A 24,591-nucleotide genomic window follows, 5' to 3' on the forward strand; every position below is an offset into this window, starting at 1 on the left:
GACAGATCATTCAAAAATGTTTTATTACTGGTCAGGAAGGTTGGTGGCTGATATGTATGAGATTCTGGTGCCTGTCGATGGTTCCGATCCTGCTCGCAGGGCCGTTAAGGAAGCGGTTTCAATCGCGGAGGGTAAGAAGGATGTTGAAATTACCTTGCTTTATGTGAGCCCGTCTCCGGTATATTTTCCCTTTTACTCGATGGTCGGCCCATCACTGGATGCAGACGTTAAAGAAGTAGAAGAAAAAGAAGGAAATCAAATGCTTGATGACCTGATTACAGAAGAATCAAAGAGCGCCAATGTGACCCTTAAGAAAAAGCACTTATATGGTATTGCTGCACAGGAAATCTGCGATTACGCCAATGACACGAAGAAAGATCTGATTGTCATGGGTAATCGCGGCATGGGTGCTTTCGGTCAGGTGATTCTTGGCAGTGTCAGCAACAAGGTCCTCCACCTGGCAAACTGTCCGGTCATGATTGTCAAATAACAGCTGAGATTCAGCAGACCTCTGCAATTGTATTCTTTGCAGAGGTTTTTATTATGGTCTATCATAATAAGTGTCAGGTGATCGGATTGGGTCATCATTTTCAGATGCCAAAGGTTCATCTGTATTCATCGGCGTGTCTGACTAAAAAAAATTTTATTTTTTGGATTCAAACCCTTGAAAGTCAAAAAAGGTCAGACTATAATAGAGCCATAAGGTCAAAGATGGTCAAATGACCATCGGATAACAGCCATAAGGAGGCAGGGTCTTATGCTTTGTGACGAATGTAAAGTGAACCCGGCAACGATCGATATGAATGTGATCGTGAACGGGCAGCAAAAGCATTTACATTTATGTGAGGAATGTTATGCGAAGATGAGAAATAATTTAAATAGGTCGTCCTTCTTCCAGAGCGGATCACCATTCGATGATTTGTTCAGGAGTTTCATGCAGCCGACTTTCTCGTCGGGAGAAAATAAAGCACAGGAAAATGGTATGGCATTTAATGGTCAGGGACAGCCTGTGGGTGGCGGCGGCGGTCGCCGGGGCGGATTACTCGATTCGCTCGGACGTAATCTGACTGACGCTGCAAGAAAAGGGAAAATAGATCCGATCATTGGACGTGACCGTGAAGTTCAGCTCGTTATTGAAACGCTGAACCGGAGAAATAAGAATAACCCTGTTCTGATCGGTGAAGCAGGTGTAGGTAAAACGGCCATAGCCGAAGGACTTGCACTAAAAATTGTTGAAGGCAAGGTGCCGGCTAAACTGGCCAATAAAGAGATATATCTGCTGGATGTATCTTCACTTGTTGCCGGGACAGGGATCCGCGGTCAGTTTGAGCAGCGAATGAAGCAATTAATGAATGAGCTGGAGAAACGGAAGAATGTGATCCTGTTCATTGATGAAGTCCATCTTCTTGTCGGCGCAGGATCTGCAGAAGGTGGATCCATGGATGCCGGGAACATTCTGAAACCGGCGCTCGCACGCGGTGAGCTCCAGATCATGGGTGCGACAACGCTGAAAGAATACCGTAAAATTGAAAAGGACGCGGCTCTTGAACGTCGTTTCCAGCCGATCATCGTCAATGAACCGACAGCAGAGCAGACCGTACGCATTCTTAAGGGTATCCAGTCAAAGTACGAAAAGTATCATCACGTACATTATACGGATGACGCGATCAGGGCATGTGTAAACTTGTCTGCCCGCTACATCCAGGATCGTTTCCTTCCTGATAAAGCGATCGATCTGATGGATGAATCAGGATCGAAAATGAATCTGAATCTGACTCCTGTAGATACGGAGAGTGTTAAGAAGAAGATTGCAGAAATTTCCGCGGCCAAGGCGGAAGCAACAAAGAACGAACAGTTCGAGGCTGCGGCAAGACTTCGTGATCAGGAACATGCTTATCAGAAGCAGCTCGAACAGCTGGAGAAGATTAAATCCAATGGAACCGAACCTCCTGTTGCCGGTCATGAAGCCGTTGTTACAGCAGATCTGATTCAGCAGATTGTTGAAGATCGTACGGGCATACCGGTTCGTAAACTTCAGAGTGACGAGCAGAATAAAATGCGCAATCTTGAAGATCGTTTAAATCAGAAGGTCATTGGTCAGAAGGAAGCCGTGCAAAGAGTTTCCCGCGCCATTCGCCGCAACAGAACCGGATTCAGAAAATCGGAACGCCCGATTGGATCATTCCTGTTTGTCGGACCGACCGGAGTCGGGAAAACGGAGCTTGCGAAAACACTCGCCTATGAAATGTTCGGTGAACGTGATGCGATGATTCGTCTTGATATGAGTGAATACATGGAGAAACACTCAGTCTCTAAACTGATTGGTGCACCTCCGGGCTATGTCGGACATGAAGAAGCCGGCCAGTTAACAGAAAAGGTACGTCGTAAACCATACAGTATTATTCTGGTTGATGAAATTGAAAAAGCTCATCCGGATGTCATGCATATGTTCCTGCAGATTCTGGACGACGGCCGTCTGACCGACAGCATGGGTCGAACAGTAAGCTTTAAAGATACCATCATTATCATGACGAGTAATGCCGGCATTTCGAACCGGAGAGCCACCGTCGGATTCGGTGCGACGGACAGCCATGATGATATGATCAAACAGCTGGAAAACTACTTCCAGCCGGAATTCCTGAACCGCTTTGATGCGATTGTGAAATTTAATTCACTGAAACGGGAAGATCTGATCGGTATTGTTAGTCTGATGCTTGAAGACATTAATAAGGCAGCGGACGAACAGGGTCTGGAGCTTCACGTCACAGACGCAGCGAAGAGAAAACTGGCCGAACTGGGATATAATCCTGAATTCGGTGCACGTCCACTCCGTCGTGTTCTCGAAGAAAAGATTGAAGATAAGATTTCTGATCTGCTTCTCGATAATGATCAGGCAAAGAAGATCATGGTCGATGAAGAGAACGGTGAAATCAAAGTAACAGCAGCCTGACAGGCAGTAAAAAGACCGGCACCTCAATCATGAGGTGCCGGTCTTTTTTTGACTGAGAGAATCAGAATTCTTCATGCTGGACGACATGATCCGGAATCTTAAAGGGATTATCCTTATTTATCCGGTCAAAGAACAGAATGCCATTCAAGTGATCAATTTCATGCTGGATGGCAATGGCGGGATAGCCCTTCAGTCGCAGTTTCAGCGGTTTCCCGTCGATATCGAAGGCCTTAACTTTTACACGGGCATGACGGGGCACGAAGCCGGGCACATCCCGGTCGACGGACAGGCATCCCTCTCCGCCTTCAAGATAGGTGTTCTCGACGGAATGGCTGATAATTTTGGGATTAAACAGCGTATATTCATAATGTTTGCCCTTTTCATCATCCAGAAACAGGGCAATCATACGTTTGCTGATCGCAATTTGCGGTGCTGCAATTCCGATACCCGCGCGTAGATGATATTTTTTTGCTGTTTTTTCGTCCTGGCTGTTTTTCAGGAACTCCAGCATATCCCTTAATGTCTGCTTTTCTTCGTCTGTTGCAGGAAGCGGGACCTCTTTTGCAACTTGTCTGAGAATCGGGTTTCCTTCCCGAATGATATCATCCATAGTAATCATAAATGACGCACTCCTTCAATAAAAAACTCCAGCTGATGCTATAAGATAAGTGTAACATTAAATCTCTTCTGTGTTTACTGTTCCGCACATAAGGGGTGAAAATGATTTGACATGATCATGAAAACGTGACAAAATATAAATTACTTCTAAATCATCGTATACGTTGAAGGGAAAAAGTAGCAGCTGCTGCCGACTATCAGAGATCCGGCGGATGGTGCAAGCCGGAAGCAGGCAGCTGACGAATTACTACCCGGAGTATTCTTCCGTGAACACCGAAGTAGCGGAAGACGGCGGATCGCCGTTAGTTCAATGAAGCGGCCGGAGTCACGAATCCGGTCACAAGGATGGTACCGTGCATGAAGCGCTCCTTATTACAGGAGCGCTTTTTATATTGCCGGTTTTTTTCCGGCAGAAAAAAGGAAAAAGGTGAGATCAATAATGGATATTCTTGATGATTTAAAATATCGGGGGCTTATTAACCAGGTCACAGACGAAGAGGGTCTGCGAGAGGCACTTAAAAGTCCGATGACTTTTTATTGTGGATTCGATCCGACGGCAGACAGCCTTCACGCCGGAAATCTCCTGATGATCGTGATTATGATGCGCCTGCAGCGGGCAGGACACCATCCTGTCGCGCTTGTCGGGGGAGGGACCGGCATGATTGGCGATCCGAGCGGACGGTCAACCGAAAGACAGCTGAATTCAAAAGAGGTTGTCCAGGGCTATGCTGAAAAGCTGAGACAACAATTATCCCGCTTTCTGGATTTTAAGAGTGGAAAAGCAATCTGTCTGAATAACGCTGAATGGCTGGAGAAGCTGTCTACCATCCAGTTTCTCCGTGATGTAGGCAAACATTTTCCCTTAAACTACATGCTGTCCAAAGATTCAGTCCAGTCGCGTATGGAGGCGGGTATTTCTTTTACTGAGTTCTCTTACATGCTTCTTCAGTCATTTGATTATCTGAACCTTTATGAAAACTATGGCTGTCGGCTGGAAATTGGTGGAAGCGATCAGTGGGGAAATATTACTGCAGGTCTGGAGCTTATTCGCAGAAAAGGCCATGACGAACCGGCTTTTGGCCTGACCTTTCCGCTTATTACAAAGAGCGACGGTACGAAATTCGGGAAATCCATGGGCGGAGCCATATGGCTGGATCCGGAGAAGACGACCCCATATGAATGGTATCAGTTCTGGATCAATGCCTCAGATGAGGATGTCATTAATTACCTGAAATATTTTACATTCCTGACGCATGATGAAATTGACGCACTGGCAGAAGAAGTGAAGGAAAATCCGGAAAAACGTCAGGCGCAGAAAACCCTTGCCCGGGAAATGACGAAACTGGTTCATGGCGATAAAGCACTTCATGAAGCAGAGAATATTACGCAGGCCCTTTTCAGCGGGGATGTTTCCCAACTGACTGCTGATGAAATCCAGCAGGGCTTCCGGGCGTTTCCAACGTATCAGGCGCCATCGAAAGAGCCGGTGGGGTTAATTGATCTGATCGTTCAGTCGGGGGTCACCACATCAAAACGTCAGGCGCGTGAGGATATAAGTAACGGGGCAATATATATCAATGGACGGCGCAGAACAGATCTTCATGATGTTGTTGATGAAAAGGACCGGATTGAAGGCATCTATACCATCATCCGTAGGGGCAAGAAGAAGTATACACTGGTTAAATTCTGACTCGATGGCGAATCACAGACAAACCGTTTCGTAAATGTCGTTCATTAGACGACAGGTGACGACATTGTTATACTTATAGTGGTATGTACAAATAATGGCCATGACGGACATGATTAAATCATGGGTTTATAAAGCTGTATTCAGGGAGGCTATAAGCATGAGTCAGAGCGAAAAGAAATGTTGCAGCGGTTTAAGCGGTAAAGAATTGATGATCGGAAGTATTATCGGTGGGATTGTTGGCGGTGTGACCGCACTTCTTCTGGCACCGAAATCCGGGGAAGAGACAAGAAGAGACCTTCATGTGAAAGACCTGGTGTCAAACGGTGTCGATAAAGTAAAACAGGCGGCATCCACACTCGTAAAAAAAGATGAAGAGCCCTACAGCTGATCTTCAGAAAGCATCAAGATAAAAAGAACTCTTTCGGGAGAGTTGTCCCCCGGAGGAGTTCTTTTAGTTTGACACATAACAGACTGATTTTGTTGGTAATTCCAGACAGTTTAACTGGCCGCCGAAGACGCATCCTCCATCAATTCCAATAATATTATTATTTCCGAAGTAAACATGATTCGAGTTATGAAAGAACATGGTTGGCGTATGACCGAAAATAACCGTTTTTTTGCCATGATACCCGTTAAAGAAGGGAGTCCGTATCCAGAGAAACGTTTCTTCATCTGTTTCTTCCAGCTTTTTCTCCGGATCTACTCCTGCGTGAACAAAAATATAATGTTCTGTTTGCGCATATACATTCAATTTACTGATCCATTCCAGGTCGTCAAGCAGTTCATCAGGAAGCTGCGGCGATCCTTTTACGATGTTCTGATAAAGATTTCCGGGATCGACTCCGTAACTCTTTAATGTCCGCGCGCCTCCGTTAGCTGCCCATTGCGTCAGATATTCAGGAGATCCGCTGCCGGTCAGTGCGTTCTCCATCATATCTTCATGATTTCCTTTAAGGACAATTGCTCCGAGCTTTTCCAGAACTCTGGCTTTCTGCACGCAGGCTTTTGGATCTTTTCCTCTGTCAACATAATCGCCGAGGAGAAAAAGCAGGTCTTCCGCTTCATTATATTTCACCTTTTCAAGCAGTTGATTAAATGAGTCAATCTGACCATGTACATCACTGATGACAAGCAGACGTTTTATTGGGTACACACTTATTCCCCGCTTTCTTTTTCTATAATAGACAAATGAGGCGCGGTTATGCAACTATAGAGTTATGGGAAAAAGAATACCTGTTTATTCAGCAGAATCGCTATAATAGTAGTGTAAGCGAATACAAATTGACAAAATCATCAATAAGGAAAGGATGAGAGACATGGAATACCGGGTGGAACATGATACGATGGGTGAAGTTAAAGTACCCGCTGACCGGTTGTGGGCGGCTCAGACAGAACGCAGCCGTAATAACTTTCATATTGGATGGGAGAGGATGCCTCAGGAGATCATCACCGCATTTGCAATATTAAAAAAGGCGGCTGCCCTGGTTAATCGGGATCTCGGAACGCTTGATCAGGAAAAGGCATCGGCTATTGTTGAAGCTGCTGATGAAATCATTGTTGGTAAGTGGGATGATGAGTTTCCTTTGAAAGTCTGGCAGACGGGCAGTGGGACACAGTCGAACATGAATGTGAATGAAGTGATCGCCAATCGGGCAAACCAGCTGCTTGCTGCTAGAGGGTCAGGCCTCCACGTACACCCGAATGATGATGTGAATAAATCTCAGAGTTCAAACGATACTTATCCCACAGCGCTTCATATTGCCGCGCTATTGGCTGTAGAAGATCATGTCTTACCTGCACTGGAGGACCTGAAAAAAACACTGGAGACGAAAGCTGAAGCGTTCAGGGACATCGTAAAAATAGGAAGGACCCATTTACAGGACGCAACGCCATTAACTTTAGGGCAGGAGATCAGTGGCTGGGCTTCTATGCTTGGCCACTCGGAAGAGATGCTGCAGACGGTGTGTGCATGCCTCAGCGATCTGGCAATAGGTGGAACGGCAGTGGGTACCGGTCTGAATGCTCATCCGCAATTTGGGCGAAAGACGGCTGAAAAAATCAGCGAGATGACCGGTAAAACCTTTAGAACAGCGGATAACAAATTCCAGGCGCTGACCAGTCACGATCAGATTGTGACGGTTCACGGGGTACTGAAAGCCCTGGCTGCTGATCTGATGAAGATCGCAAATGATGTCCGCTGGCTGGCGAGCGGTCCCCGGTGCGGCATCGGGGAGCTTACTATCCCCGCTAATGAACCTGGCAGCTCGATTATGCCGGGTAAAGTGAACCCGACACAATGTGAGGCAGTCACCATGGTTGCTGTTCAGGTTATGGGAAATGATGCCACTATAGGATTCGCATCAAGCCAGGGTAATTTTGAATTAAATGTGTTTAAACCGGTCATTGGTTATAATTTCCTGCAATCCACTAAATTATTATCAGATGTGATGGTCTCCTTTAACAAACACTGCGCCACAGGTATTGAACCGAATAAGGAAAAAATAAAGGAAAACTTGCATCGTTCACTCATGCTGGTCACAGCACTGAATCCTTATATCGGTTATGAGAAGGCGGCAAAAATCTCGAAGACCGCTTATCAGCAGGGACTAAGTCTGAAAGAGGCGGCAATAAAGCTGGGTATTCTGACTGCAGAACAATTTGATCAATATGTCAAACCGGAAGAGATGACGCATGCTCATGTCTGACTGAATAGATAGCAAAAGGAGCCTCCACTCAAGAGGCTCCTTTTTTGCTTCTACTTTAAGAAGGGATCATTGAAGTTTCACTTTATTTTTGCGTGCTGTCTGATGATTCACGATCTGCTTCATTCGGAGGAATGGTCTGATCTGTATTATAGTTTATTTTACTCTTATCCGGTGCTTCAAAGTCTTCCGGTTTGTAAAATCTGAGGAGATCACCGAAAATGACTTTATCCGAATATTCAAGGGCCTGTTTCGCTTTCTGTTCATAAGGTTTACCAAGTGACTGATCTACTTTTTCTCCTGTTTTGTTATCGTACGTCTCGCCGCCGACAATCGTATACTTGTCTGTCACAAGATCCCCGTTACGGAAAGGTACAATCTGTTTGTGATCCTTTGAGAGTAAATCTGATCCAAATTGTACATAGTCACTCGTATTAATTCCAAGCAGATTCGTCAGAGTTGGACGCACATCAACATCGCCGCCATACGTCGGGTTGGTTCCTCCGTCTACATGAGGAATGTGAATGAACAGCGGTACACGCTGAAGCTGAGCATTCTCGAATGGGGTAATGTCTTTTCCGATGACCTTTGCCATCGCATCGTTATGATTTTCGGAAATACCGTAATGATCCCCGTACATAATAATAATCGTGTGATCAAACAATCCGGCCTGTTTCAGACCCGTAAACAGCTGTTCGATAGCCTGATCCATATAATTTGCGGACTGGAAATACTTATTTACAACACCGTCTCCGTAATCACCCTCCGGAAAATCTGTGTCTTCATCATCCATGCCAAACGGAAAATGATTGGACAGGAGAATCAATTTACTGTAAAACGGCTGTTTCAGGTTCTGCAGATAAGGGATGGTTTCTTTGATAAACGGTTTATCTTTCAGCCCGTAATTTTTCGTGTTTTCCAGAGTCATATTGTAATACTTGGAATCAAAGAAGCGCTCGTAACCCAGGGATTTATACATCTGATCCCGGTTCCAGAATGTTTTACCATTCCCATGGAAAACGGCTGTTTCATAATTGCGTTGATCAAGAATAGCCGGTAAAGCCTGGTACGTGTTCTGAGCCTTCAGCTGAAAAACCGGTCCCTGAGACAGGGGAAACATTGAGTTTTCCATCATGAATTCAGCATCTGATGTTTTTCCCGATCCGGTCTGATGGAAAAAGTTCTTAAAGTAAATTGTATGATCGTTTCCCCGCGCCAGGGAATTGAGAAACGGTGTCACTTCTCTGCCGTCAGGCATCTTGTAATTTATGGCAAAGCTCTGCAGGGATTCAAGAGAAACGTACATCACGTTCATGCCCTTGCCCTTGCCTGCGTACTGTGGATTCGGTGCGGCATAGTTTGACCGGGTATAATTGACAATTTTATTAATGTCACTGCTGTCAGCCATTGCTCTCTGCGCATTGGACTGTGCATTTTGAATGGTGTCATAGATAGCAAAATTATAGGCACCAAGATATTTGACAATGTAATTCCGGTCAAATGTTCGGGTGAGCAGTTCCGGACGATCGGTTTCCGCCAGACTCAGGTTTACAATGAAAATCATGACAGCTGAAATAAATACGGCAAATATGGAACGAACCGGCCAGCGTTCAGGCTGTGGTTTAACAATGTGGAAAGCGATCAGCAAAATTAAGATCAGCGTATCCGCAAAAAACAGTACATCCCATACATGCATCAGAGCGGCTATACTTCCACCCAGTTCACCTGCATTATTGCCCGACTGGGTGATGGTTGAGACCGTAATAAAGTCATTAAAAAAGCGATAATACACAATGTTGGCGTATAACCAGAGGGACAGCAAAAAGTCGATAATGACCATCATGATCTGCTGCAGTCTTCCGCGGAAGATGATCGCAATACCCAGAAAGAGCAGAGCAGAGCTCAACGGATTGAAGAATAAAAGAAACTGTTGCATGGCATTATTGACGCCCAGGCTGAACTGTGTCCGGTACACGATATAGGTTTTAGCCCAGAATAGAATGACTGCAAGTAAAAAAAGTGTATATTTTTTGTTAAGCAAACTGTGTCCTGTGCTTAAAATACGTTTCAAGTCTGTTCGACCTCCTGAAATAAGTCCTGAAACCAGCGGCTCCAGGGCGTTCGATAATGAATAAGGGAACAATTCTCTGTATGTTATCATAACTTTTCTTATGATATAAATTAAGATTTTGTAAAAAATAAGATAATCTGCGAATCTTAAACCATTTTATATCTTATCCCCTGAAAGTCAAGAATGAAAAAATGACAGATCCTGTCAGATTGTGTCATACAGCTTTTTTCGGATTCTGATGCCTGTGAAAAGCTTGTCTATTAAAAGGAAAAAAAATTATCCTGCCTGCATCCGCCTCAGCTTCTGCTCGTTTTTCCCGGTCCTTGTGACCAGAGATGGATAACGGAGCAAAAGCATGGTATAGCGTCCAAGCAGAAATCCTGAAATATATATGAAGTAAAAGATAAAAACTGCAGATCCGTTCAATGCTGGTGTGACAGACAGAAGGTGAACGGTCATAAGTTTTAAGAATTGACGGACGGGAATAGAGAGAAACCAGACAATGACAGCCATAATGGACCCGGACAGATACCAGGCACCTCCATGATTGATCAGGGGTGTATAACGTCCCTGCACCATTCCGAGAATCAACGACGCAATAAATGCAGAAGTCATCATCACCCAGTCAGCCGGCGTGATCGATGGCATAAAGGACAAAGCGCAGGAAGAAAAAAGCAGCAGCGTCAGCGGCAGCCTGTAAAGTTTTCCTGTTAACGGTTTTTCCCTGAGCTGGCTGATTGAAAAAATAATAAGCAGAATGACAGCTGTGACAAGAAACATGTGGCCACCTCCGGATGAATGTCCCTGTCATTATCGTATTTCATTATCATTTTGTCCTATACCATGGATGGGGTAATCTGTTCATTTTCTAAAAAAATTCTTTAAATTACAATTAGATGACAAAAGAAAAACAGTGTAGGACATACATCGTCCCTCCTATGTTACAGTTATGTTTCAACAGGAAACATAAGCTTAATATCTGTAAAACAGGGGGATGTTATAATAAAAAAGTCGATAGAACAATAAAAAAGGACACCATATTAAAAATTATGTAGAAAAAAATAGAAAAAAAGAGATCAGATGTCTTGGGGAGGGCAACGCCGATCATGAAAGTAAATAAGAAGAGAATGACTGTCTCACTCGTACTTACCGCCGGCCTGACATACACTACCGTAGCACCATCCATTACATACGCAAATCCTTCTTTAAGCCAGATTAACAAAGAAACACAGCAGCAGCAGGCGCTGAAAGCACAATTGAGTGACCGGCAGCAGGAGCTTCAGTCAGAACTGGATAAGATAAATAAAAAACAGCTGAAACTGACAACAAACATCAGCGATGCACAGGCGGAAATCAATAAAGCCAATGATAAAATTGCTGCTCTGAAAGATGAAATAAAGATCATTAATAAAAGAATTAAAGAACGTCAGGGGCTTCTGAATGACAGACTTGTCTCCATTTATAAGAATGGCGGTTCAATCAATTATCTGGACGTCCTGTTCGGCTCGAAAAACTTTGGCGATTTTATTGATCGGACAAAGGCACTTTATACGATCACCCAGCAGGATCAGAAGATTATAAACGATCAGAAGAATGATCAGAAAGCTGTCAGTGTGAAGAAGAAGACGGTTGAAAAGAAACAGACTTCAAATGTTGCAAAACTTGAGAAACTGAAAAGTGATCTTGCTGAGGTGGAAAAACTTCAGGATCAGCGAAAACTTGCTGTTGCTGCACTCTCGAATAAGCAGTCAGATGTTTCAAAGAAACTGGCGCAGCTGTCCGGTGCTGCCTCAGATGTGCGACATATCAGCGAATTATCTTATTCTCCTGCCAATCATTCATCCTCGCATGCGAATACGGCAGAGAAAAACAAGTCAGAGAGATCTGCTTCAGGCTCCTCCGGCAAGAGCAATCAGTCGACTCCCCTTACGTTATCTGCTTCGGTTGCAACCGGCGGTATTTCAGGCATTCTGAATTACGGAAATCAATTCATCGGTAGATCCACTTATGCATTTGGCGCGTCCAGTCCATCCACGGGTCAGTTTGACTGCTCCGGATTCGTTCATGCAGCCTTTGCTGCAAACGGCATCGGGGTTGGCCGAAGCACCAGTGCACTCGTTAATACCGGCCGGCCAGTCAGTTACAGTCAGGCAAAACCCGGCGATCTAATTTTCTTTGATACATACAAGACAAACGGACATGTCGGTATTTATCTCGGCGGAGGCCGGTTTATTGGTTCACAGAGCAGCACCGGTGTCGCCGTCGCAAGTGTGAATAATGTCTACTGGAAAGAGCGTTTCAGTGGCGTCGTTCGCCGCGTACTGAACTGATCGTACGGCATTTTAACTAGTTTCAAGACTAAGAACGCGTGGATTGTATATCCCGCGTTTTTTTTGCATTTTAGTCCTGATCCTCAGGACCATGAGGGTAAACAAACAGGCCCGGGTGAGGAATAACGGCCCGCAGGATGGGTTCAAACGAACAATCAGCAGGGGATGCGCGCAGGCTGAAAACGTGGGCGCCCTGTCGCAACGCCTGCACGAGCACATCCTGTGCGTCGAACCCTACTGTTTGACGTTTCACTTTATTTATATGACAGGTGTCATCATGATTTGATGACAGGCATGACTGTTTCCGGATGCAGATTCACGATATCATTGAGAAAATACCAGGAAAGAACATTCGATGAGAAGAGGAAGTCTGCTATGGCCGTTTTGCCACTAGTGAAACACTTTTTACGCGTCACATTTTATTACAAGGTTAACTTCATTTTTACTTTTGGTGTCCCTGTCGCTTCGATTATTTATTCGCTACGTGAACAATTGCTGCAGCGGCCTGATGAGAGGGATACAATGGGCCTGATCTTATATTGGGCCGGCTACATGGTTGTGCTCTATGCTTTATTGAACAGTGGTCCGGCCTTGGTTGTTTTGCGTGAGGAACAGTTCCTGAAAATGTTTCTCTTTATCACAGGAACCAGATGGAAGATCATTGCAGCCAGGTTTCTTTCTCAACTGCTGATTCTTTGCCTTTCTGTCATCATACTGGATCTGATCTGCGCCATCCTCTTTTCATTACCTGTTTTAAAGTTCATTGGCCTTTCGCTCCTCGTGATCATGATTTGCGAACTTCCGGTCTATTTTCTTTTCCTTATTTTCGCCGTGCTGCCATTGCGTCAGGAAACGATCACTCCCATTATCAATGTGCTGATTTTTATTTTCATCTTTATTTCCCTGAATTCTTTTACAACTGTCCCGGTGGCTGAAGGGCTGCTGGTCATCCTGAACCCAATTGAATACGCCTCGCAGACAGGATGGGCACTGCTTGACCTTCTGAATGGCGTGCTTCCGCTGACAAGGATTTTCTTAATTGCTGCAGCGACGTTTCTCTATCTTTTAACCGGATATTTTGCTTTAAAACGAATCAGGATTCTGCCAATTTTTCGAAACTGAGGTGTCCGCATTGAAAATTACACATCTGTCTTACCATTACCCAAAGAGTAAAAAAAATCTGTTTCATGATCTGTCAATGGAAATTTTACCGGGCCGGATGAACATCCTGATTGGGATGAACGGAGAGGGGAAAACGACACTTTTTGACATCCTGGCCGGTCTGATTGACACGGATGCACAGATCGAACATCCGGTTCCGGCTCATGAAGTCCTTTATCAGATTCAGGGTGTTCCTGTTTTAAGCACCATCCGGGGAAAGATCTGGCTGAACTGATTCTTTGCTCCAGCGGTCAGTATGGTCACAAAGACCTGTCTCCGTGCCTGTTTTCCGGAGAATTGGGCCATGACGAAGACGCATTAGGGAAGATAACTTATATATGGAACACGCAGTATGGAAAAATGTCGCCGGGCGAGAGACGCTGGTTTACGATCCTGCTTTATTGTCTGCTGGATAAGCAGCTTTACCTTTTTGATGAACCGACAGCCGGAGTGGACCCGTATTCAGCTCAGCAGATTATTGCAGGCATCAGACATCTTCAGGAACGTAAAGGGAAGACCGTTCTTTATACCACCCACCGAATTGAGGATCTCAGATACTTTCCCTGTTATCAGATCCATGTCCTGCATCATGGAAAAATTGTGCTGAGTGCCGGGGAACAGGACTGGGTATCGGAATCCAGGGGGAAACACATGCCCTTTCTAAATAACCTTGTAGATTCATTACCACATGCTGAAGAAAAGTATGGTGATTGACGTTTTTTTGCTGGCGTACAAAATGAAATGAGATCAGTTCATCATCTGAGGTCTGACGACTTATTTACAGCGTCATCTATCCCGGTATGATGAGGAAAAGAATGTAAGAAGAAAGGAGGTTTTTAATGAACCTGTTCCCAAAATCAACCGGCCCATATCCTTATGTCTGGCTGCTCCTGTGGTTCCCACAGTTCTTTTTCAATGTTCTGCAGGCAGACGGATATGCAGTAAAGATAACAGGTGTGGTCTGCGGATTAATTCTGATGTTTGTATTCAGACAGATGTATTGGGCGGCAAACTGGAATCTGGTGCTTTATTTTTACATGGGCATCATTGCGGTGAGTCTCGTTGCCATGATTATCGACCCGGTCATGTTATTTTACAGCATTCTGCCGGTTCTGCTGCTGGCTTATGCGGATAAGAGCAATCAACTTGCAGCCGGACTTTCCGGGCTTGTTCTGGCTTTTATCGCTGTTTCATGGCTCCATTCAGGCAGTCTTTCGTTTTTCTTCCCTTCTTATATTTTTTTCCTGTTAATCATTGAGTTAACAGTGGCTGTAGCGGTTTTTCTATATGAACGAACGAAGAAGCTGCATCATCAGCTCAATGATGCGAATGAACAGATTATTGCCCTGACCCGTGAACAGGAACGCAGCCGCTTCGCCCGGGATCTGCATGATACACTGGGTCATACGTTGACAATGATTATTATGAAAAGCGAGCTGGCGTTTCGATTTATTGAAAAAGATGGACAAAAGGCAAAAAAAGAAATAGAGGAAATGGAGCACATTGCGCGGGAAGCCCTGCGTCAGACCCGTGACCTGGTCTCCGGTACCAGAAATCGGTCACTGACCGAAGAATTAAATGAGGCAAAGCGGATTTTAATTGAAAAGGGAATTGATGTGCTCATGAAGTTTCCTGATCATTGGCCGCTCCTGCCCCATCAGGATGAAACGATGATCGCTCTTGTCCTTCGTGAAGCGGTGACCAATATTGTCCGGCACAGTGCGGCCGCTCATTGTGAGCTTAACAGTCACCTGAGTCAACAAAACCTGATCATTGATATTACGGACGACGGGAAGGGGATAAAAGACAGTGCTGCGGCAGGAAGCGGGCTGCAGACCATGCAGGAAAGGATGAAGCTGGCCGGCGGGACGGTCGTTTTTATACCGAAGTCAAAGGGGACGACCGTTCGACTGTCGTTACCCCTGCCGCCTAAAAGGGAGAGTGAAGGCGCTTGAGAGTGGTGATCGCCGAAGACCAGGGCATGCTGCGTGGTGCACTGGCACAATTACTTGAAATGGAAGCGGATATTGAGGTGACAGGTGAAGCGCTGGATGGACACGAAGCACTGGACCTTGTGATCCGCCAGAAGCCGGATCTTCTGATTGCAGACATAGAGATGCCTGGCATGTCGGGTCTTGACGTGGCTGAACAGCTGAAAAAGCAACAGGAGTCATGTAAAGTCGTTATTGTGACGACCTTTGCCCGGCCGGGTTACCTCGAGCGGGCTATGAAGGCCGGTGTATCAGGATATATATTAAAAGATGAGCCCATTGATCAGTTGATTGCCCATCTGCGCCGGATTATGGAGGGCAGCAGCTATATCAGTCCTGAACTGGCGAAAACACTGTTTTTCTCCAGTGAGAATCCATTATCGGGGCGGGAAGTGGGTGTGCTCCGGGAAGCAAAAGCGGGCCGGGATACCCGTCAGATTTCTGAAAGGCTGCATCTGTCCGGGGTACGGTGCGAAACTATCTGTCAACAGCCATTCAGAAATTGGATGTCCGCACCCGTCAGGAAGCTGTGCAGAAAGCTACCAATAAAGGCTGGATCTGATCCGATCAGGAGGGCTATTTATTCTGTCGAATGAAACAAAGAATCTTCTGCCAAACTAGTGCCGCCTCGACAAAAAAGACCCGTTCAGCATTTTCCGAAAATGTGTGAAAATAGAGGTACATCAATCATGCGAAGGGAAGTGCGGCAGCTGTGCGGAACATGATCTCATTTAAATTCAATCCATCGAAACTCAAATTGAACAAGTTTATTGATTTTTACGGCTATTGTACCCAGTGGAATCAGAATATCTATATTTATGGAAAATCAGAAGCTCACAAGATCCATCGACTGTCGGAACTTTTATCGTTTATTCTGTTTCATCATGATGATGAGTGTCTGATTGTTATTGAGGGCAGCGGGATCAGTGAAACGAAGGATTACATCTCAAAACACATGGAAGGCATCCAGTCAGCATAAAAGACTTTTTACCGGGAAATGGCTTATAACATGTCGTAAAGTTATAGTATCCTTTCCCTTTGAAAGGGCAGGAGTAAAGATGACAGCGGCGAACCGATGCTGTCGCTTATTAAATGGGTGAACGATTACGTTGTGCCTTTCTTAAAGTATGCATATGGGCGGGGGCTGAGAACCCGGATTCATTCAAATCTAAGCGTTATGCACGGATTCTTCCCTGCCTGGAGGTCCTTTACATTTCATTTTATTATGGGAGTTTTGAGGATTCCCCAGACATCGGATTTGTCGTTATGGAGAAGAAACCCCGCCTGTCCGTTCTCTCGATTCTGCTGTCAGGTGTCTTGGTCCTGATGTTCTGGTGAAAAACACGTATGATCACTATACTGGTTTTGGAAAAAGAAAATCAAAGATCGCTTAACTTCCTGATCATCATGAACAGTGACGGAGTCATGGGAATCATGACTCCGTCACTGTTGTCAGGGCAACTCAGGCTCTGGCCGGTGCCGGAGGTTTGGTTTTCTAATCCAGACCGAGAGCTTTCTCCAGATACATTTTCAGACTTCTGATCTGTTCGCTGACACCCACGGTATGCTTATTGAGCAGCGTCGCTTCAAGCACAATCCCATCGTTGACATTCATCACAAACCGGTTAATCGCGTCAATTGGCTGTACCGGTTTGAATTCACCCCGCTTGACTCCTTCTTCAAAGATACGGCGGAAGATCTTCTTCCCGGTCAGGTAACGTCGCCTCAGATATTCTTTTCTTTGCCTGTTTCTCCATCCGGTGACAAAATATTCATAAATGACAATCGAAAAGGGTTGCGTGTTCTCTTCCTCAAGATTTTTAAAATATATCTGGAGAATATCCCACATTTTCTCATGACGTCTGATCAGGGAGTCAATATATTCTTTGAATTCAACGGAGTTTTGATCCAGCAAAGCCTGCATCATCGCTTCTGTGCTGGGAAAATACTGATAGACGCCGCCGCGGCTCATCCCGGATTCTTCAACGACATCCTGCATCGTAGTCGGCTCAAAGCCCTTACGGCAAAATACAGTTTTTGCAGCCTGGAGAATCTGCGCCTTTCTCCGGGCAACATGTTCTTCGGATACTTTAGGCAATCTGCTCACCTCGTTAACAGCTAGTCAAAGTATAGCATGTTTCATTCCGCTTTTGCAGAAATGGTGTATGCTCCGGTTCCCAGCTGATCAGCAGGCGGCATGTGGCGAAGTATTTTCTGGGAAAACCAGTAGATGGACAGAAACAGGAAAGACAGACCCAGACCGGTAAACACGGGAGTCACGCCCCAAAGATACGCACTCTGTCCTCCTGCAAGCGACCCCAGCGGCATCGCGCAGGAACCGGCACTGATGATGATCGTATAAACCTGTGCGAGCTGGTCCCCGGGTACGGCTTTTTGCATGGCTGTGACAAAGAGAATGTTGGTCACACCGATTGCGGGGAAGCTCGCTGCGTACAGCGCCAGAGAAATGATCGTATTACCTCCTGAATTATTCATAGCAGCTTATTTTCTATGGTTTAGGTGGTAATTTCGCAAAGGATTTTACAGATTTTTACTAAGCGAACAACTTAACGATGATTTTGAATGCCTGTTGGCCCGCATGGAACATGCGGACAGCCATTTTCTCGTTTTCAGGGCAGACGAATCCCGTCGTTTCCAACAGAAATTCTGAATTTTTTAAGATTGATGGTCTGGACACTATGCCAATGCCGGCAACCGATGGATTTGATCCAGCGTCTGCCGGAAGACCTTTTGGTAAAGACAGTGACTGCAGAGTCGGAAAATGAGCGAACGGCCGGAATGAACGAGCCTGCCGGCAATCTTGATCAGGCGAAGGCGCACAGTATCCATACAAAGCCGCTTCTTTTTAGCGGATTTCGGCAGACAGAGCAGGCGAAACCCGGCTTCAATATTGCTTGCCAGCATACGAATCTGCAGTTTCACCGCGTTGGCTTCAAAACGGGTGCTGCTCAGCTGATCAAAGGCAAAACCGTTCTTGCCTTCCTTGATCAGGTTTTCCATCGTGCCCCGGTTTTGATAGAATTTAATGACGCGTTTAGCGGGAAGGCTCATATTCGTGACAATAAAGGTCGGCTGGAAAAAGAGCTCACCTTCCGGGCGCTCCAGTTTCACAACAACTCGCCGGGCCTGATCCCAGGAAGCCGCCTGGTACTGAAATTCACGATAAAACACGACTGAAGAACCGACTGGCATGGCGTGCTTTTTCTGACGGGCTTCCACAAGCCGCTGTGCTTTTTCAGCCAACCGGGGGTTGGCCTTCAAACGGATGGCGTAAAAAACCTCTTTTTCCTCACACAAGCTGTACAGCCCGGGAACGGCGAAGCCACTGTCTCCCCGGACGGCCAGATCCTGTCCGGGATTGAGCGAGCGATAGTGTGCCAGCACCGGACGGATAAAATCGACGACACCACGGGAGGTGTAGACATTGCCGGAACGTAGTTCGGCTTTCAGGCAGTAGCCGGTCAGCGAGTCAAACAGGAGAAGCGGATGGTAGCCGGTGTCCTGGTAATGGGCATTGTAGGCCGTCCCTTCCTGATGCCCGGCGGTCTCAAAATTGGCTGAATCCACGTCAAGCACTACCTGCTGACTGGGCCTGAGGGCATAGAGTCGATCCAGGTAAGCTTGATTGACGGCTTCCAGCGATTGAACGGTGTCGGCATCCACGCGTTGATTAAAGCGGGACAGCCGCGGTTGGGAAGCCAGGTGCTTCTTCTCAAGCAGGGTCGTGAATATGGGATCTGTTCCCAACTCATCGGCCTGGTCGTCGGTGTGATAGCCAGCCAGGTGCTGATAGATTTTCTGAATCACCACCTTTGGGTTGGTGTGCCTGGCATGAGTGACCGGATCGTTCACGTACAGTTTTTCCTGGATCAACTCACTGAGGCCAGTCTTTTCATCGAATTCTCGATAAAGTAATAAGCCGGAATCAGAAGAAAGCGCGCCGCCTGAGAAACTGGCCTTAATCTTTTTATTGAAGTGGAACGTTGATTCCTTTACACTGGACATATGAGGAGCCCCCTGTATGTTTGGTTTCGCTTAACTTAATCATACAAGGAATGAGCTCCTTTTTCATTTCCTTTTTTCACTTTTCAGGTGAAAAGTGAAAATCGCTGTAAACCTTGGTGGCTCAACGACAAGTAAAGTTCATACCGCGGGCCATGAATATTCTAGGTTACCTGTAAAATAGGAAAAAAGCCAAACGATGCCGCTGATGAAAAAACTGCCGGCAGTCAGTTTCCCCAGCGGTATATTTTTCAATACTGGTGCCAGTGCGGCACCTGCAAGCATACCCAGTGTTTCAGCCGACTGATAAAAGCCAAACCACTGAGCACCTCCGCGTCCTTCTGCATAGGCCGGAAGGACAGCGTTCAGCATCCCGAACAGCATGTTGGCGATTATTGTTGCAGGAATAAACCTGGAAATAAAAGATTGCCGGACACTTGTCAGTCCGCTGACAAGAGAGCGGGTATAATCACTTAGCATATCTTTCAGCGTCTTTTTATCCGAATCTTCATGACGGATCACTCGAGGGTCGATGCGGATCAGAAAAAAGCATGCCGCGCTGCACACATTGAACAGAACCGAAAACAGATACAGATGCAGCGGGTTAAAGTAGACCAGCATAGCTCCCACAAGTGCGGTAAAAACGATCTGCAGTGTCTGATAGGTGATATTCATCAGAGCGTTTGCGGATGAAAGTTTTTGAGATGCAACAAACCGGGGAATGAGCGTCATCTCTGCAGGATTGCTGAACAGGGACAGAATCGCGACGACCGGCGTGAAGACAATGAAAGCCAGGACATGATGCCAGACGGTCATATATAGCGAAAAAGCAGCGATGACGGTCATTATCTGACCGGCTTCGGTTGCGATCAGCAGTTTTTTCTTATCAAATTTTTCAATCAGTGGGCCAGCCAGAAACTGAAGCATCATCGGCGTCAGAACCAGAAAACCGGTGATTCCGGTATAGAGCGTGTTTCCGGTTATATGATAAATCAACCAGATCAGTGAGACATTGTAAAAGCAGTCTCCGACATTACTGAAAATCCGACCGCTCAGGAGTTTCCAAAAATTCAAGGTCATACGCCATCATCCCCGGAATATTAAAATGACAACCATGTCGTTATTATAAGCGACACTCACGTCTCTTTCAACCTTTTTCTTGAAAATGGAAGATACATGTATACGAAAGATAAAGAATAACAAAAAATATTGTAAATCCTCAGTGTTCTGCTAAAATGAAATTTGGGCGCTTTTTTGGAAGGGCCGGATAGAAGCCTGAGTGTTTTATGATCGGAGGTGGATTTAATGCATTTTTTGTCGAAAAATGATAAGTTTTTGAATATGTTGTCGTTGATTTCGCTCAATCTTGAAGAAGCCGGGCGTTTTTTTTCGGAATCGAAAATCACGAATAAAGAGGATCTGCATGTCTTTTCAAAGAAAATGAAGAGTTTCGAACGGAAAGGGGATTCATATGTTCATGAACTGATCATTTCTCTGAATAAAACCTTTGTGACTCCGCTTGCACGCGAAGATATTCTCGAACTTGCGATGAAGATGGATGATGTTCTCGATGGCTTTGAAGAGTGGTCCCTGCGGGTTGAGATTTATGGACTGACGCATGCCGACGAATTTATGGTGACTTTCGTCAATTATTTATATGAATCATCTAAGGAAATTGCCCAGGCCATTACGATGCTGAGCAATAAGAAGATTGCCAATATCCGGGAAAACGTGATCAAAATTAATGAATACGAGACTGAATGTGATGATCTGCTTGCCAAATGCATCACCAATTTATTTAAGATCGAGAAAGACGCAATCAAAATTATTAAATATAAAGAACTGTATGAGATGCTGGAGAGTGTAGCGGACAGCTGTGAGGATGTGGCTGATACACTTGAGTCCATTCTCATGAGAAATGCCTGAGTAATGGACAACAGCTCTGATTCGGAAAGGATTTTTTGAAATGGAAAGCCTGTTCGCGTTAATCCTGATGATTGTTTTTCTGGCGTTCGTGTTCGACTTTATTAATGGCTTTCATGATACAGCTAATACGATTGCAACCTCTGTATCAACACGTGCGCTCAGACCCCGGGCAGCAATTATTCTTGCGGGGACGATGAATTTTACCGGGGCGCTCACATTCACCGGGGTGGCTCAGACGATCAGCAAGGGAATTATTGATCCATTTACGATTCAGGATGAAACGATTGGACTCATCGTCGTAATGGCCGCGCTTATTTCAGCGGTTATCTGGAATCTTGCAACATGGATCCTTGGTATACCGAGCAGCTCTTCACATGCGATCATTGGATCGCTCGCCGGGGCCGGGGTGTCTGCGATGGGTTTTGGTGCATTAAATTATACAGGATTTATTGATATCTTTGAGGCCCTGATTTTTTCACCTATTGCAGCGATTACGCTGGGCTTTATCATTATGAAAGTCTTCACCTTTGTCTTCCGCAATTTTTCACTTGTAAAAACCAATCGTCGTTTTCGCCTCTTCCAGGTATTTACTGCGGCACTTCAGTCTTTTGCTCATGGTACAAACGATGCGCAGAAGACGATGGGAATTATCACCATGGCGCTTGTTTCTTCACATTATCTTGATAAAGTGGAAATCCCGCTGTGGGTGAGAGTGACCTCAGGCGTTGCGATGGCAATGGGGAGGTCTGTTGGCGGGTGGCGTATTATCAAAACCGTTGGTACTAAAATAATGAAAATTGAACCGATTAATGGTGCGGCTGCAGATCTGTCCTCCGCCGCTATCATTTTTGGCTTTACCTCCATTCATTTTCCGGTCAGTACGACACATGTCATCACCTCATCCATCCTCGGTGTCGGGGCAGCTGAACGGGTTCGGGGAGTGAACTGGGGTGTTGCGATCAATATCATTATCACATGGGTGATTACCTTGCCTATGACGGCACTTCTTTCTTTCCTGATTTTCCGGTTCTTAATCTGGATTTTGTGAAGTAAGATACTGGGGGGCTTCCACTTGGGGGCAGGTAACATTGACAACGTTTTCACAAAATGAAAAAGAAAGAGGATTGACGTGACACCATCCCCGGTTTGTCAATTTGCCTGGAGTAATTCTTTCTGTGCTTTAATGATCAGTAAGTCAAGTTCCTGGCTGCACCGTATGGTTTCAGAAGCGTAAATACCATAAATTTTTGCAATATGAAAGAGTTGATTTCGTTTGTTCTCTATATTTTCCGGGTAGACTTGTCTCTGTGTCAGAGATTTGTTTGCTGCCGGGAAGTCAGACATGCGTCTCAGGTCCTCCTCATGTGAATAAAATATCAATAACTTGATTACATTATAGCATGGTGTACCCGTTACTACTATAAAAAATCTCTGATATGTCTCATAATAGAGTGCAATGGTAAGAAAAGCTGGAGGGGGACGCATTGGCTCTGACAGATTTTGAACTCATTGTCGTACTTTCGACCGAAGGAAATATGAGGAAGGCAGCAGAGAAATTGTTTGTTTCACAGCCTGCGCTCAGTCAGAGACTGCAACATATTGAGCAGGACTGGGGAACGCCGATTTTTATTCGTTCAAAACGCGGTGTCAGTCTGACGGCAGAAGGAGAACTCATTGTCGCTTTTGCCCGTCATATGCTGGAGAAGAAGAATGAGATTAAGGCGCGCATCCAGGCCGGGGATCCGAAGTCTATGGGACACTGAAACTCGCTGTGTCATCGGTGAACGGACAGTACTGGCTCCCCGACATTCTGAAAGATTTTGTGGAACATTATCCCCGCGTGAAAATATCGCTCGTTACCGGATGGTCCAGTGAGATTCTTGAACGAATATACCAGCGTTCATGTCATGCGGCAATTGTCAGAGGCAATCCCGTCTGGAGAGGCGAGAAGCTGCATCTTTTTTCTGATCCGCTGAATCTTGTAGATACCAGAATCCGGACGCTGAGCCAATTGCAGGACGATGACCGGCCTTATATTCAATTCAAGAGTGATTCGTCTTATGCCCGGGTGATCACAGAGTGGTGGCACAGCAGAAATATGAAAAATCCGGCAAGAACTATTTTGGTTGATCAGATAGAAACCTGTAAACAAATGGCGACACACGGGATTGGTTATGCTGTATTACCCTCGATCAGTCTGACAGAAAACGACCCGGTTCACCGCATTCCGCTGATAGACAGACAGGGCGAGCCCCTCAGACGTGACAACTGGCTGCTGTATGACGAGGAAGCCCTGCAGCTCAGGCAGGTCCGGGCGTTTGTTGAACTGGTCCGGCATAGACTTTTTCGATAAAGTTCGATAAGATAGCCTTGATTAATAAAGAGGAGGATGGGCATGGAACAGATGAACGCACATGAAATTATCTCATTTCTGCAGAACAGTAAGAAAAAAACACCCGTTAAAGTTTACATAAAAGGAGATCTGGGATCGATCGATTTTGGAAAAAATGTACACACATTTATCAATGGCCCTGTGGGCACGGTCTTCGGAGACTGGCCGGAAATCAGCAGAACTTTAAGCGCCAATAAAGACAAAATAAGTGATTACATCGTTGAAAACAATTCACGTTATTCTGCTGTACCGCTTCTGGATCTGAAAGGCGTTGAAGCGCGTATTGAGCCCGGCGCATTAATCCGTGAAAAAGTTGAAATTGGTAAAAATGCGGTCATTATGATGGGGGCCGTAATTAATATTGGAGCCGTTATCGGCGAAGAAACGATGATTGATATGAACGCGGTTCTGGGCGGGCGGGCAACCGTCGGGAACAATTGCCATATCGGAGCGGGAGCCGTTCTTGCCGGAGTCGTTGAGCCCCCATCTGCACAGCCGGTTATTGTAGAAGACGGGGTACTGGTCGGGGCAAATGCCGTGATACTGGAAGGCGTTCGAATCGGCCGCGGATCAGTTGTTGCGGCCGGTGCTGTTGTCACAAAGGATGTACCGGCGAATACGGTTGTTGTCGGAGCCCGGCAAAAGTCATTAAAAAAATTGACGATAAAACGCGATCCAAAACGGAAATCATGAAAGAACTGCGTCAGATATAACAACATGACTGCTGAAGCTGGAAG

The 24,591-nt window shown here is 45.7% G+C and carries 22 protein-coding genes, 4 pseudogenes and 1 other annotated feature; of the genes and pseudogenes, 17 read left to right on the top strand and 9 right to left on the bottom strand.

Annotation, left to right across the window (positions count from 1 at the left end; genetic code table 11):
- Positions 1 to 52 precede the first annotated feature (52 nt).
- Complete coding sequence (locus ABNN70_RS09250; RefSeq protein WP_353947634.1) at positions 53 to 490, top strand: universal stress protein; 438 nt, start codon at positions 53 to 55, stop codon at positions 488 to 490.
- 267 nt (positions 491 to 757) lie between these two features.
- Positions 758 to 2,950: an AAA family ATPase gene (locus ABNN70_RS09255; RefSeq protein WP_353947635.1), complete on the top strand. Its 2,193-nt coding sequence runs from the start codon at positions 758 to 760 to the stop codon at positions 2,948 to 2,950.
- Positions 2,951 to 3,011: 61 nt separating this feature from the next.
- Here the strand turns inward: ABNN70_RS09255 and def are convergent, their stop codons facing one another.
- Complete coding sequence (gene def, locus ABNN70_RS09260; protein WP_129929929.1) at positions 3,012 to 3,569, bottom strand: peptide deformylase; 558 nt, start codon at positions 3,567 to 3,569, stop codon at positions 3,012 to 3,014.
- A 154-nt stretch (positions 3,570 to 3,723) separates the two neighbouring features.
- Positions 3,724 to 3,941, top strand: a binding site (T-box leader).
- A gap of 66 nt (positions 3,942 to 4,007) precedes the next feature.
- On the opposite strand from def, the gene tyrS reads away from it, so the two are divergent.
- Positions 4,008 to 5,258 carry a tyrosine--tRNA ligase gene (gene tyrS, locus ABNN70_RS09265; RefSeq protein WP_129929093.1) on the top strand — a complete coding sequence of 417 codons (1,251 nt, stop codon included), beginning with the start codon at positions 4,008 to 4,010 and terminating at the stop codon, positions 5,256 to 5,258.
- Positions 5,259 to 5,415: 157 nt separating this feature from the next.
- A complete protein-coding gene (locus tag ABNN70_RS09270) occupies positions 5,416 to 5,646 on the top strand; it encodes a YtxH domain-containing protein (protein ID WP_129929094.1) in 231 nt (76 codons plus the stop codon).
- Between the two features lie 63 nt (positions 5,647 to 5,709).
- Here ABNN70_RS09270 and ABNN70_RS09275 read toward each other — a convergent pair whose 3' ends face one another.
- Positions 5,710 to 6,402 (bottom strand): metallophosphoesterase family protein, encoded by a 693-nt coding sequence (locus tag ABNN70_RS09275; RefSeq protein ID WP_353949417.1) that lies wholly within the window; start codon positions 6,400 to 6,402, stop codon positions 5,710 to 5,712.
- Between the two features lie 172 nt (positions 6,403 to 6,574).
- Between ABNN70_RS09275 and fumC the strand changes: the two genes are divergently transcribed.
- Positions 6,575 to 7,963, top strand: a complete 1,389-nt coding sequence (gene fumC, locus ABNN70_RS09280; protein WP_353947636.1) for a class II fumarate hydratase — start codon at positions 6,575 to 6,577, stop codon at positions 7,961 to 7,963.
- An 82-nt stretch (positions 7,964 to 8,045) separates the two neighbouring features.
- On the opposite strand, the gene ABNN70_RS09285 is transcribed toward fumC, so the two are convergent.
- Both ABNN70_RS09285 and ABNN70_RS09290 read right to left on the bottom strand, forming a co-directional pair.
- Positions 8,046 to 10,031: an LTA synthase family protein gene (locus ABNN70_RS09285; RefSeq protein ID WP_326407526.1), complete on the bottom strand. Its 1,986-nt coding sequence runs from the start codon at positions 10,029 to 10,031 to the stop codon at positions 8,046 to 8,048.
- A 276-nt stretch (positions 10,032 to 10,307) separates the two neighbouring features.
- The gene (locus tag ABNN70_RS09290; protein WP_353947637.1) at positions 10,308 to 10,811 is read right to left on the bottom strand and encodes a hypothetical protein; all 504 of its coding nucleotides are present in this window, start codon (positions 10,809 to 10,811) and stop codon (positions 10,308 to 10,310) included.
- Between the two features lie 326 nt (positions 10,812 to 11,137).
- On the opposite strand from ABNN70_RS09290, the gene ABNN70_RS09295 reads away from it, so the two are divergent.
- The 8 genes and pseudogenes from ABNN70_RS09295 to ABNN70_RS09330 form a co-directional block, all read left to right on the top strand.
- Complete coding sequence (locus tag ABNN70_RS09295) at positions 11,138 to 12,361, top strand: NlpC/P60 family protein (RefSeq protein ID WP_353947638.1); 1,224 nt, start codon at positions 11,138 to 11,140, stop codon at positions 12,359 to 12,361.
- A 375-nt stretch (positions 12,362 to 12,736) separates the two neighbouring features.
- On the top strand, positions 12,737 to 13,483 hold the full coding sequence (locus ABNN70_RS09300; RefSeq protein WP_353947639.1) for a hypothetical protein: 747 nt from the start codon (positions 12,737 to 12,739) through the stop codon (positions 13,481 to 13,483).
- A gap of 10 nt (positions 13,484 to 13,493) precedes the next feature.
- Positions 13,494 to 13,757, top strand: coding sequence for an ATP-binding cassette domain-containing protein (locus ABNN70_RS09305; RefSeq protein WP_353947640.1), 264 nt, complete (start codon positions 13,494 to 13,496; stop codon positions 13,755 to 13,757).
- Between the two features lie 62 nt (positions 13,758 to 13,819).
- Positions 13,820 to 14,236: an AAA family ATPase gene (locus ABNN70_RS09310; RefSeq protein ID WP_353947641.1), complete on the top strand. Its 417-nt coding sequence runs from the start codon at positions 13,820 to 13,822 to the stop codon at positions 14,234 to 14,236.
- Positions 14,237 to 14,361: 125 nt separating this feature from the next.
- Positions 14,362 to 15,477: a sensor histidine kinase gene (locus tag ABNN70_RS09315; RefSeq protein ID WP_353947642.1), complete on the top strand. Its 1,116-nt coding sequence runs from the start codon at positions 14,362 to 14,364 to the stop codon at positions 15,475 to 15,477.
- 26 nt (positions 15,478 to 15,503) lie between these two features.
- Positions 15,504 to 16,075, top strand: a pseudogene (locus ABNN70_RS09320) (response regulator transcription factor).
- Positions 16,076 to 16,234: 159 nt separating this feature from the next.
- Positions 16,235 to 16,492 carry a hypothetical protein gene (locus tag ABNN70_RS09325; RefSeq protein ID WP_240697283.1) on the top strand — a complete coding sequence of 86 codons (258 nt, stop codon included), beginning with the start codon at positions 16,235 to 16,237 and terminating at the stop codon, positions 16,490 to 16,492.
- Between the two features lie 87 nt (positions 16,493 to 16,579).
- A pseudogene (locus tag ABNN70_RS09330) lies at positions 16,580 to 16,794 on the top strand (radical SAM/CxCxxxxC motif protein YfkAB); the annotation flags it as partial.
- 214 nt (positions 16,795 to 17,008) lie between these two features.
- On the opposite strand, the gene ABNN70_RS09335 reads toward ABNN70_RS09330, so the two are convergent.
- The 4 genes from ABNN70_RS09335 to ABNN70_RS09350 form a co-directional block, all read right to left on the bottom strand.
- On the bottom strand, positions 17,009 to 17,611 hold the full coding sequence (locus ABNN70_RS09335; RefSeq protein WP_353947643.1) for a TetR family transcriptional regulator: 603 nt from the start codon (positions 17,609 to 17,611) through the stop codon (positions 17,009 to 17,011).
- 41 nt (positions 17,612 to 17,652) lie between these two features.
- Positions 17,653 to 18,009 (bottom strand): hypothetical protein, encoded by a 357-nt coding sequence (locus ABNN70_RS09340; protein WP_353947644.1) that lies wholly within the window; start codon positions 18,007 to 18,009, stop codon positions 17,653 to 17,655.
- A gap of 201 nt (positions 18,010 to 18,210) precedes the next feature.
- Positions 18,211 to 19,539 (bottom strand): IS1380 family transposase, encoded by a 1,329-nt coding sequence (locus tag ABNN70_RS09345; protein ID WP_129930918.1) that lies wholly within the window; start codon positions 19,537 to 19,539, stop codon positions 18,211 to 18,213.
- Between the two features lie 138 nt (positions 19,540 to 19,677).
- Positions 19,678 to 20,616, bottom strand: coding sequence for an MFS transporter (locus tag ABNN70_RS09350; RefSeq protein WP_353947645.1), 939 nt, complete (start codon positions 20,614 to 20,616; stop codon positions 19,678 to 19,680).
- A gap of 225 nt (positions 20,617 to 20,841) precedes the next feature.
- Here ABNN70_RS09350 and ABNN70_RS09355 point away from each other — a divergent pair, with 225 nt between their 5' ends.
- Positions 20,842 to 21,462: a DUF47 family protein gene (locus ABNN70_RS09355; RefSeq protein ID WP_353947646.1), complete on the top strand. Its 621-nt coding sequence runs from the start codon at positions 20,842 to 20,844 to the stop codon at positions 21,460 to 21,462.
- Positions 21,463 to 21,502: 40 nt separating this feature from the next.
- On the top strand, positions 21,503 to 22,510 hold the full coding sequence (locus tag ABNN70_RS09360; RefSeq protein ID WP_353947647.1) for an inorganic phosphate transporter: 1,008 nt from the start codon (positions 21,503 to 21,505) through the stop codon (positions 22,508 to 22,510).
- A gap of 101 nt (positions 22,511 to 22,611) precedes the next feature.
- Here the strand turns inward: ABNN70_RS09360 and ABNN70_RS09365 are convergent, their stop codons facing one another.
- Positions 22,612 to 22,806: an aspartyl-phosphate phosphatase Spo0E family protein gene (locus ABNN70_RS09365; RefSeq protein ID WP_129929108.1), complete on the bottom strand. Its 195-nt coding sequence runs from the start codon at positions 22,804 to 22,806 to the stop codon at positions 22,612 to 22,614.
- A 191-nt stretch (positions 22,807 to 22,997) separates the two neighbouring features.
- Between ABNN70_RS09365 and ABNN70_RS09370 the strand changes: the two are divergent.
- Positions 22,998 to 23,815, top strand: a pseudogene (locus ABNN70_RS09370) (LysR family transcriptional regulator).
- A 42-nt stretch (positions 23,816 to 23,857) separates the two neighbouring features.
- Positions 23,858 to 24,567, top strand: a pseudogene (dapD, locus tag ABNN70_RS09375) (2,3,4,5-tetrahydropyridine-2,6-dicarboxylate N-acetyltransferase).
- The last annotated feature ends 24 nt before the right edge of the window (positions 24,568 to 24,591 follow it).

Source organism: Sporolactobacillus sp. Y61 (genome assembly GCF_040529185.1).
Taxonomy (GTDB): domain Bacteria; phylum Bacillota; class Bacilli; order Bacillales; family Sporolactobacillaceae; genus Sporolactobacillus.

Bases quoted from the DNA above. Each gene is read 5' to 3' on its own strand.
- ABNN70_RS09360 (WP_353947647.1), top strand. From the start codon at position 21,503: ATGGAAAGCCTGTTCGCGTTAATCCTGATGATTGTTTTTCTGGCGTTC.
- ABNN70_RS09270 (WP_129929094.1), top strand. From the start codon at position 5,416: ATGAGTCAGAGCGAAAAGAAATGTTGCAGCGGTTTAAGCGGTAAAGAA.
- ABNN70_RS09250 (WP_353947634.1), top strand. From the start codon at position 53: ATGTATGAGATTCTGGTGCCTGTCGATGGTTCCGATCCTGCTCGCAGG.
- ABNN70_RS09315 (WP_353947642.1), top strand. From the start codon at position 14,362: ATGAACCTGTTCCCAAAATCAACCGGCCCATATCCTTATGTCTGGCTG.
- ABNN70_RS09325 (WP_240697283.1), top strand. From the start codon at position 16,235: ATGATCTCATTTAAATTCAATCCATCGAAACTCAAATTGAACAAGTTT.
- ABNN70_RS09255 (WP_353947635.1), top strand. From the start codon at position 758: ATGCTTTGTGACGAATGTAAAGTGAACCCGGCAACGATCGATATGAAT.
- def (WP_129929929.1), bottom strand. From the start codon at position 3,569: ATGATTACTATGGATGATATCATTCGGGAAGGAAACCCGATTCTCAGA.
- ABNN70_RS09340 (WP_353947644.1), bottom strand. From the start codon at position 18,009: ATGAATAATTCAGGAGGTAATACGATCATTTCTCTGGCGCTGTACGCA.
- ABNN70_RS09355 (WP_353947646.1), top strand. From the start codon at position 20,842: ATGCATTTTTTGTCGAAAAATGATAAGTTTTTGAATATGTTGTCGTTG.
- tyrS (WP_129929093.1), top strand. From the start codon at position 4,008: ATGGATATTCTTGATGATTTAAAATATCGGGGGCTTATTAACCAGGTC.
- ABNN70_RS09295 (WP_353947638.1), top strand. From the start codon at position 11,138: ATGAAAGTAAATAAGAAGAGAATGACTGTCTCACTCGTACTTACCGCC.
- ABNN70_RS09300 (WP_353947639.1), top strand. From the start codon at position 12,737: ATGGCCGTTTTGCCACTAGTGAAACACTTTTTACGCGTCACATTTTAT.
- ABNN70_RS09350 (WP_353947645.1), bottom strand. From the start codon at position 20,616: ATGACCTTGAATTTTTGGAAACTCCTGAGCGGTCGGATTTTCAGTAAT.
- ABNN70_RS09345 (WP_129930918.1), bottom strand. From the start codon at position 19,539: ATGTCCAGTGTAAAGGAATCAACGTTCCACTTCAATAAAAAGATTAAG.
- ABNN70_RS09290 (WP_353947637.1), bottom strand. From the start codon at position 10,811: ATGTTTCTTGTCACAGCTGTCATTCTGCTTATTATTTTTTCAATCAGC.
- ABNN70_RS09365 (WP_129929108.1), bottom strand. From the start codon at position 22,806: ATGTCTGACTTCCCGGCAGCAAACAAATCTCTGACACAGAGACAAGTC.
- fumC (WP_353947636.1), top strand. From the start codon at position 6,575: ATGGAATACCGGGTGGAACATGATACGATGGGTGAAGTTAAAGTACCC.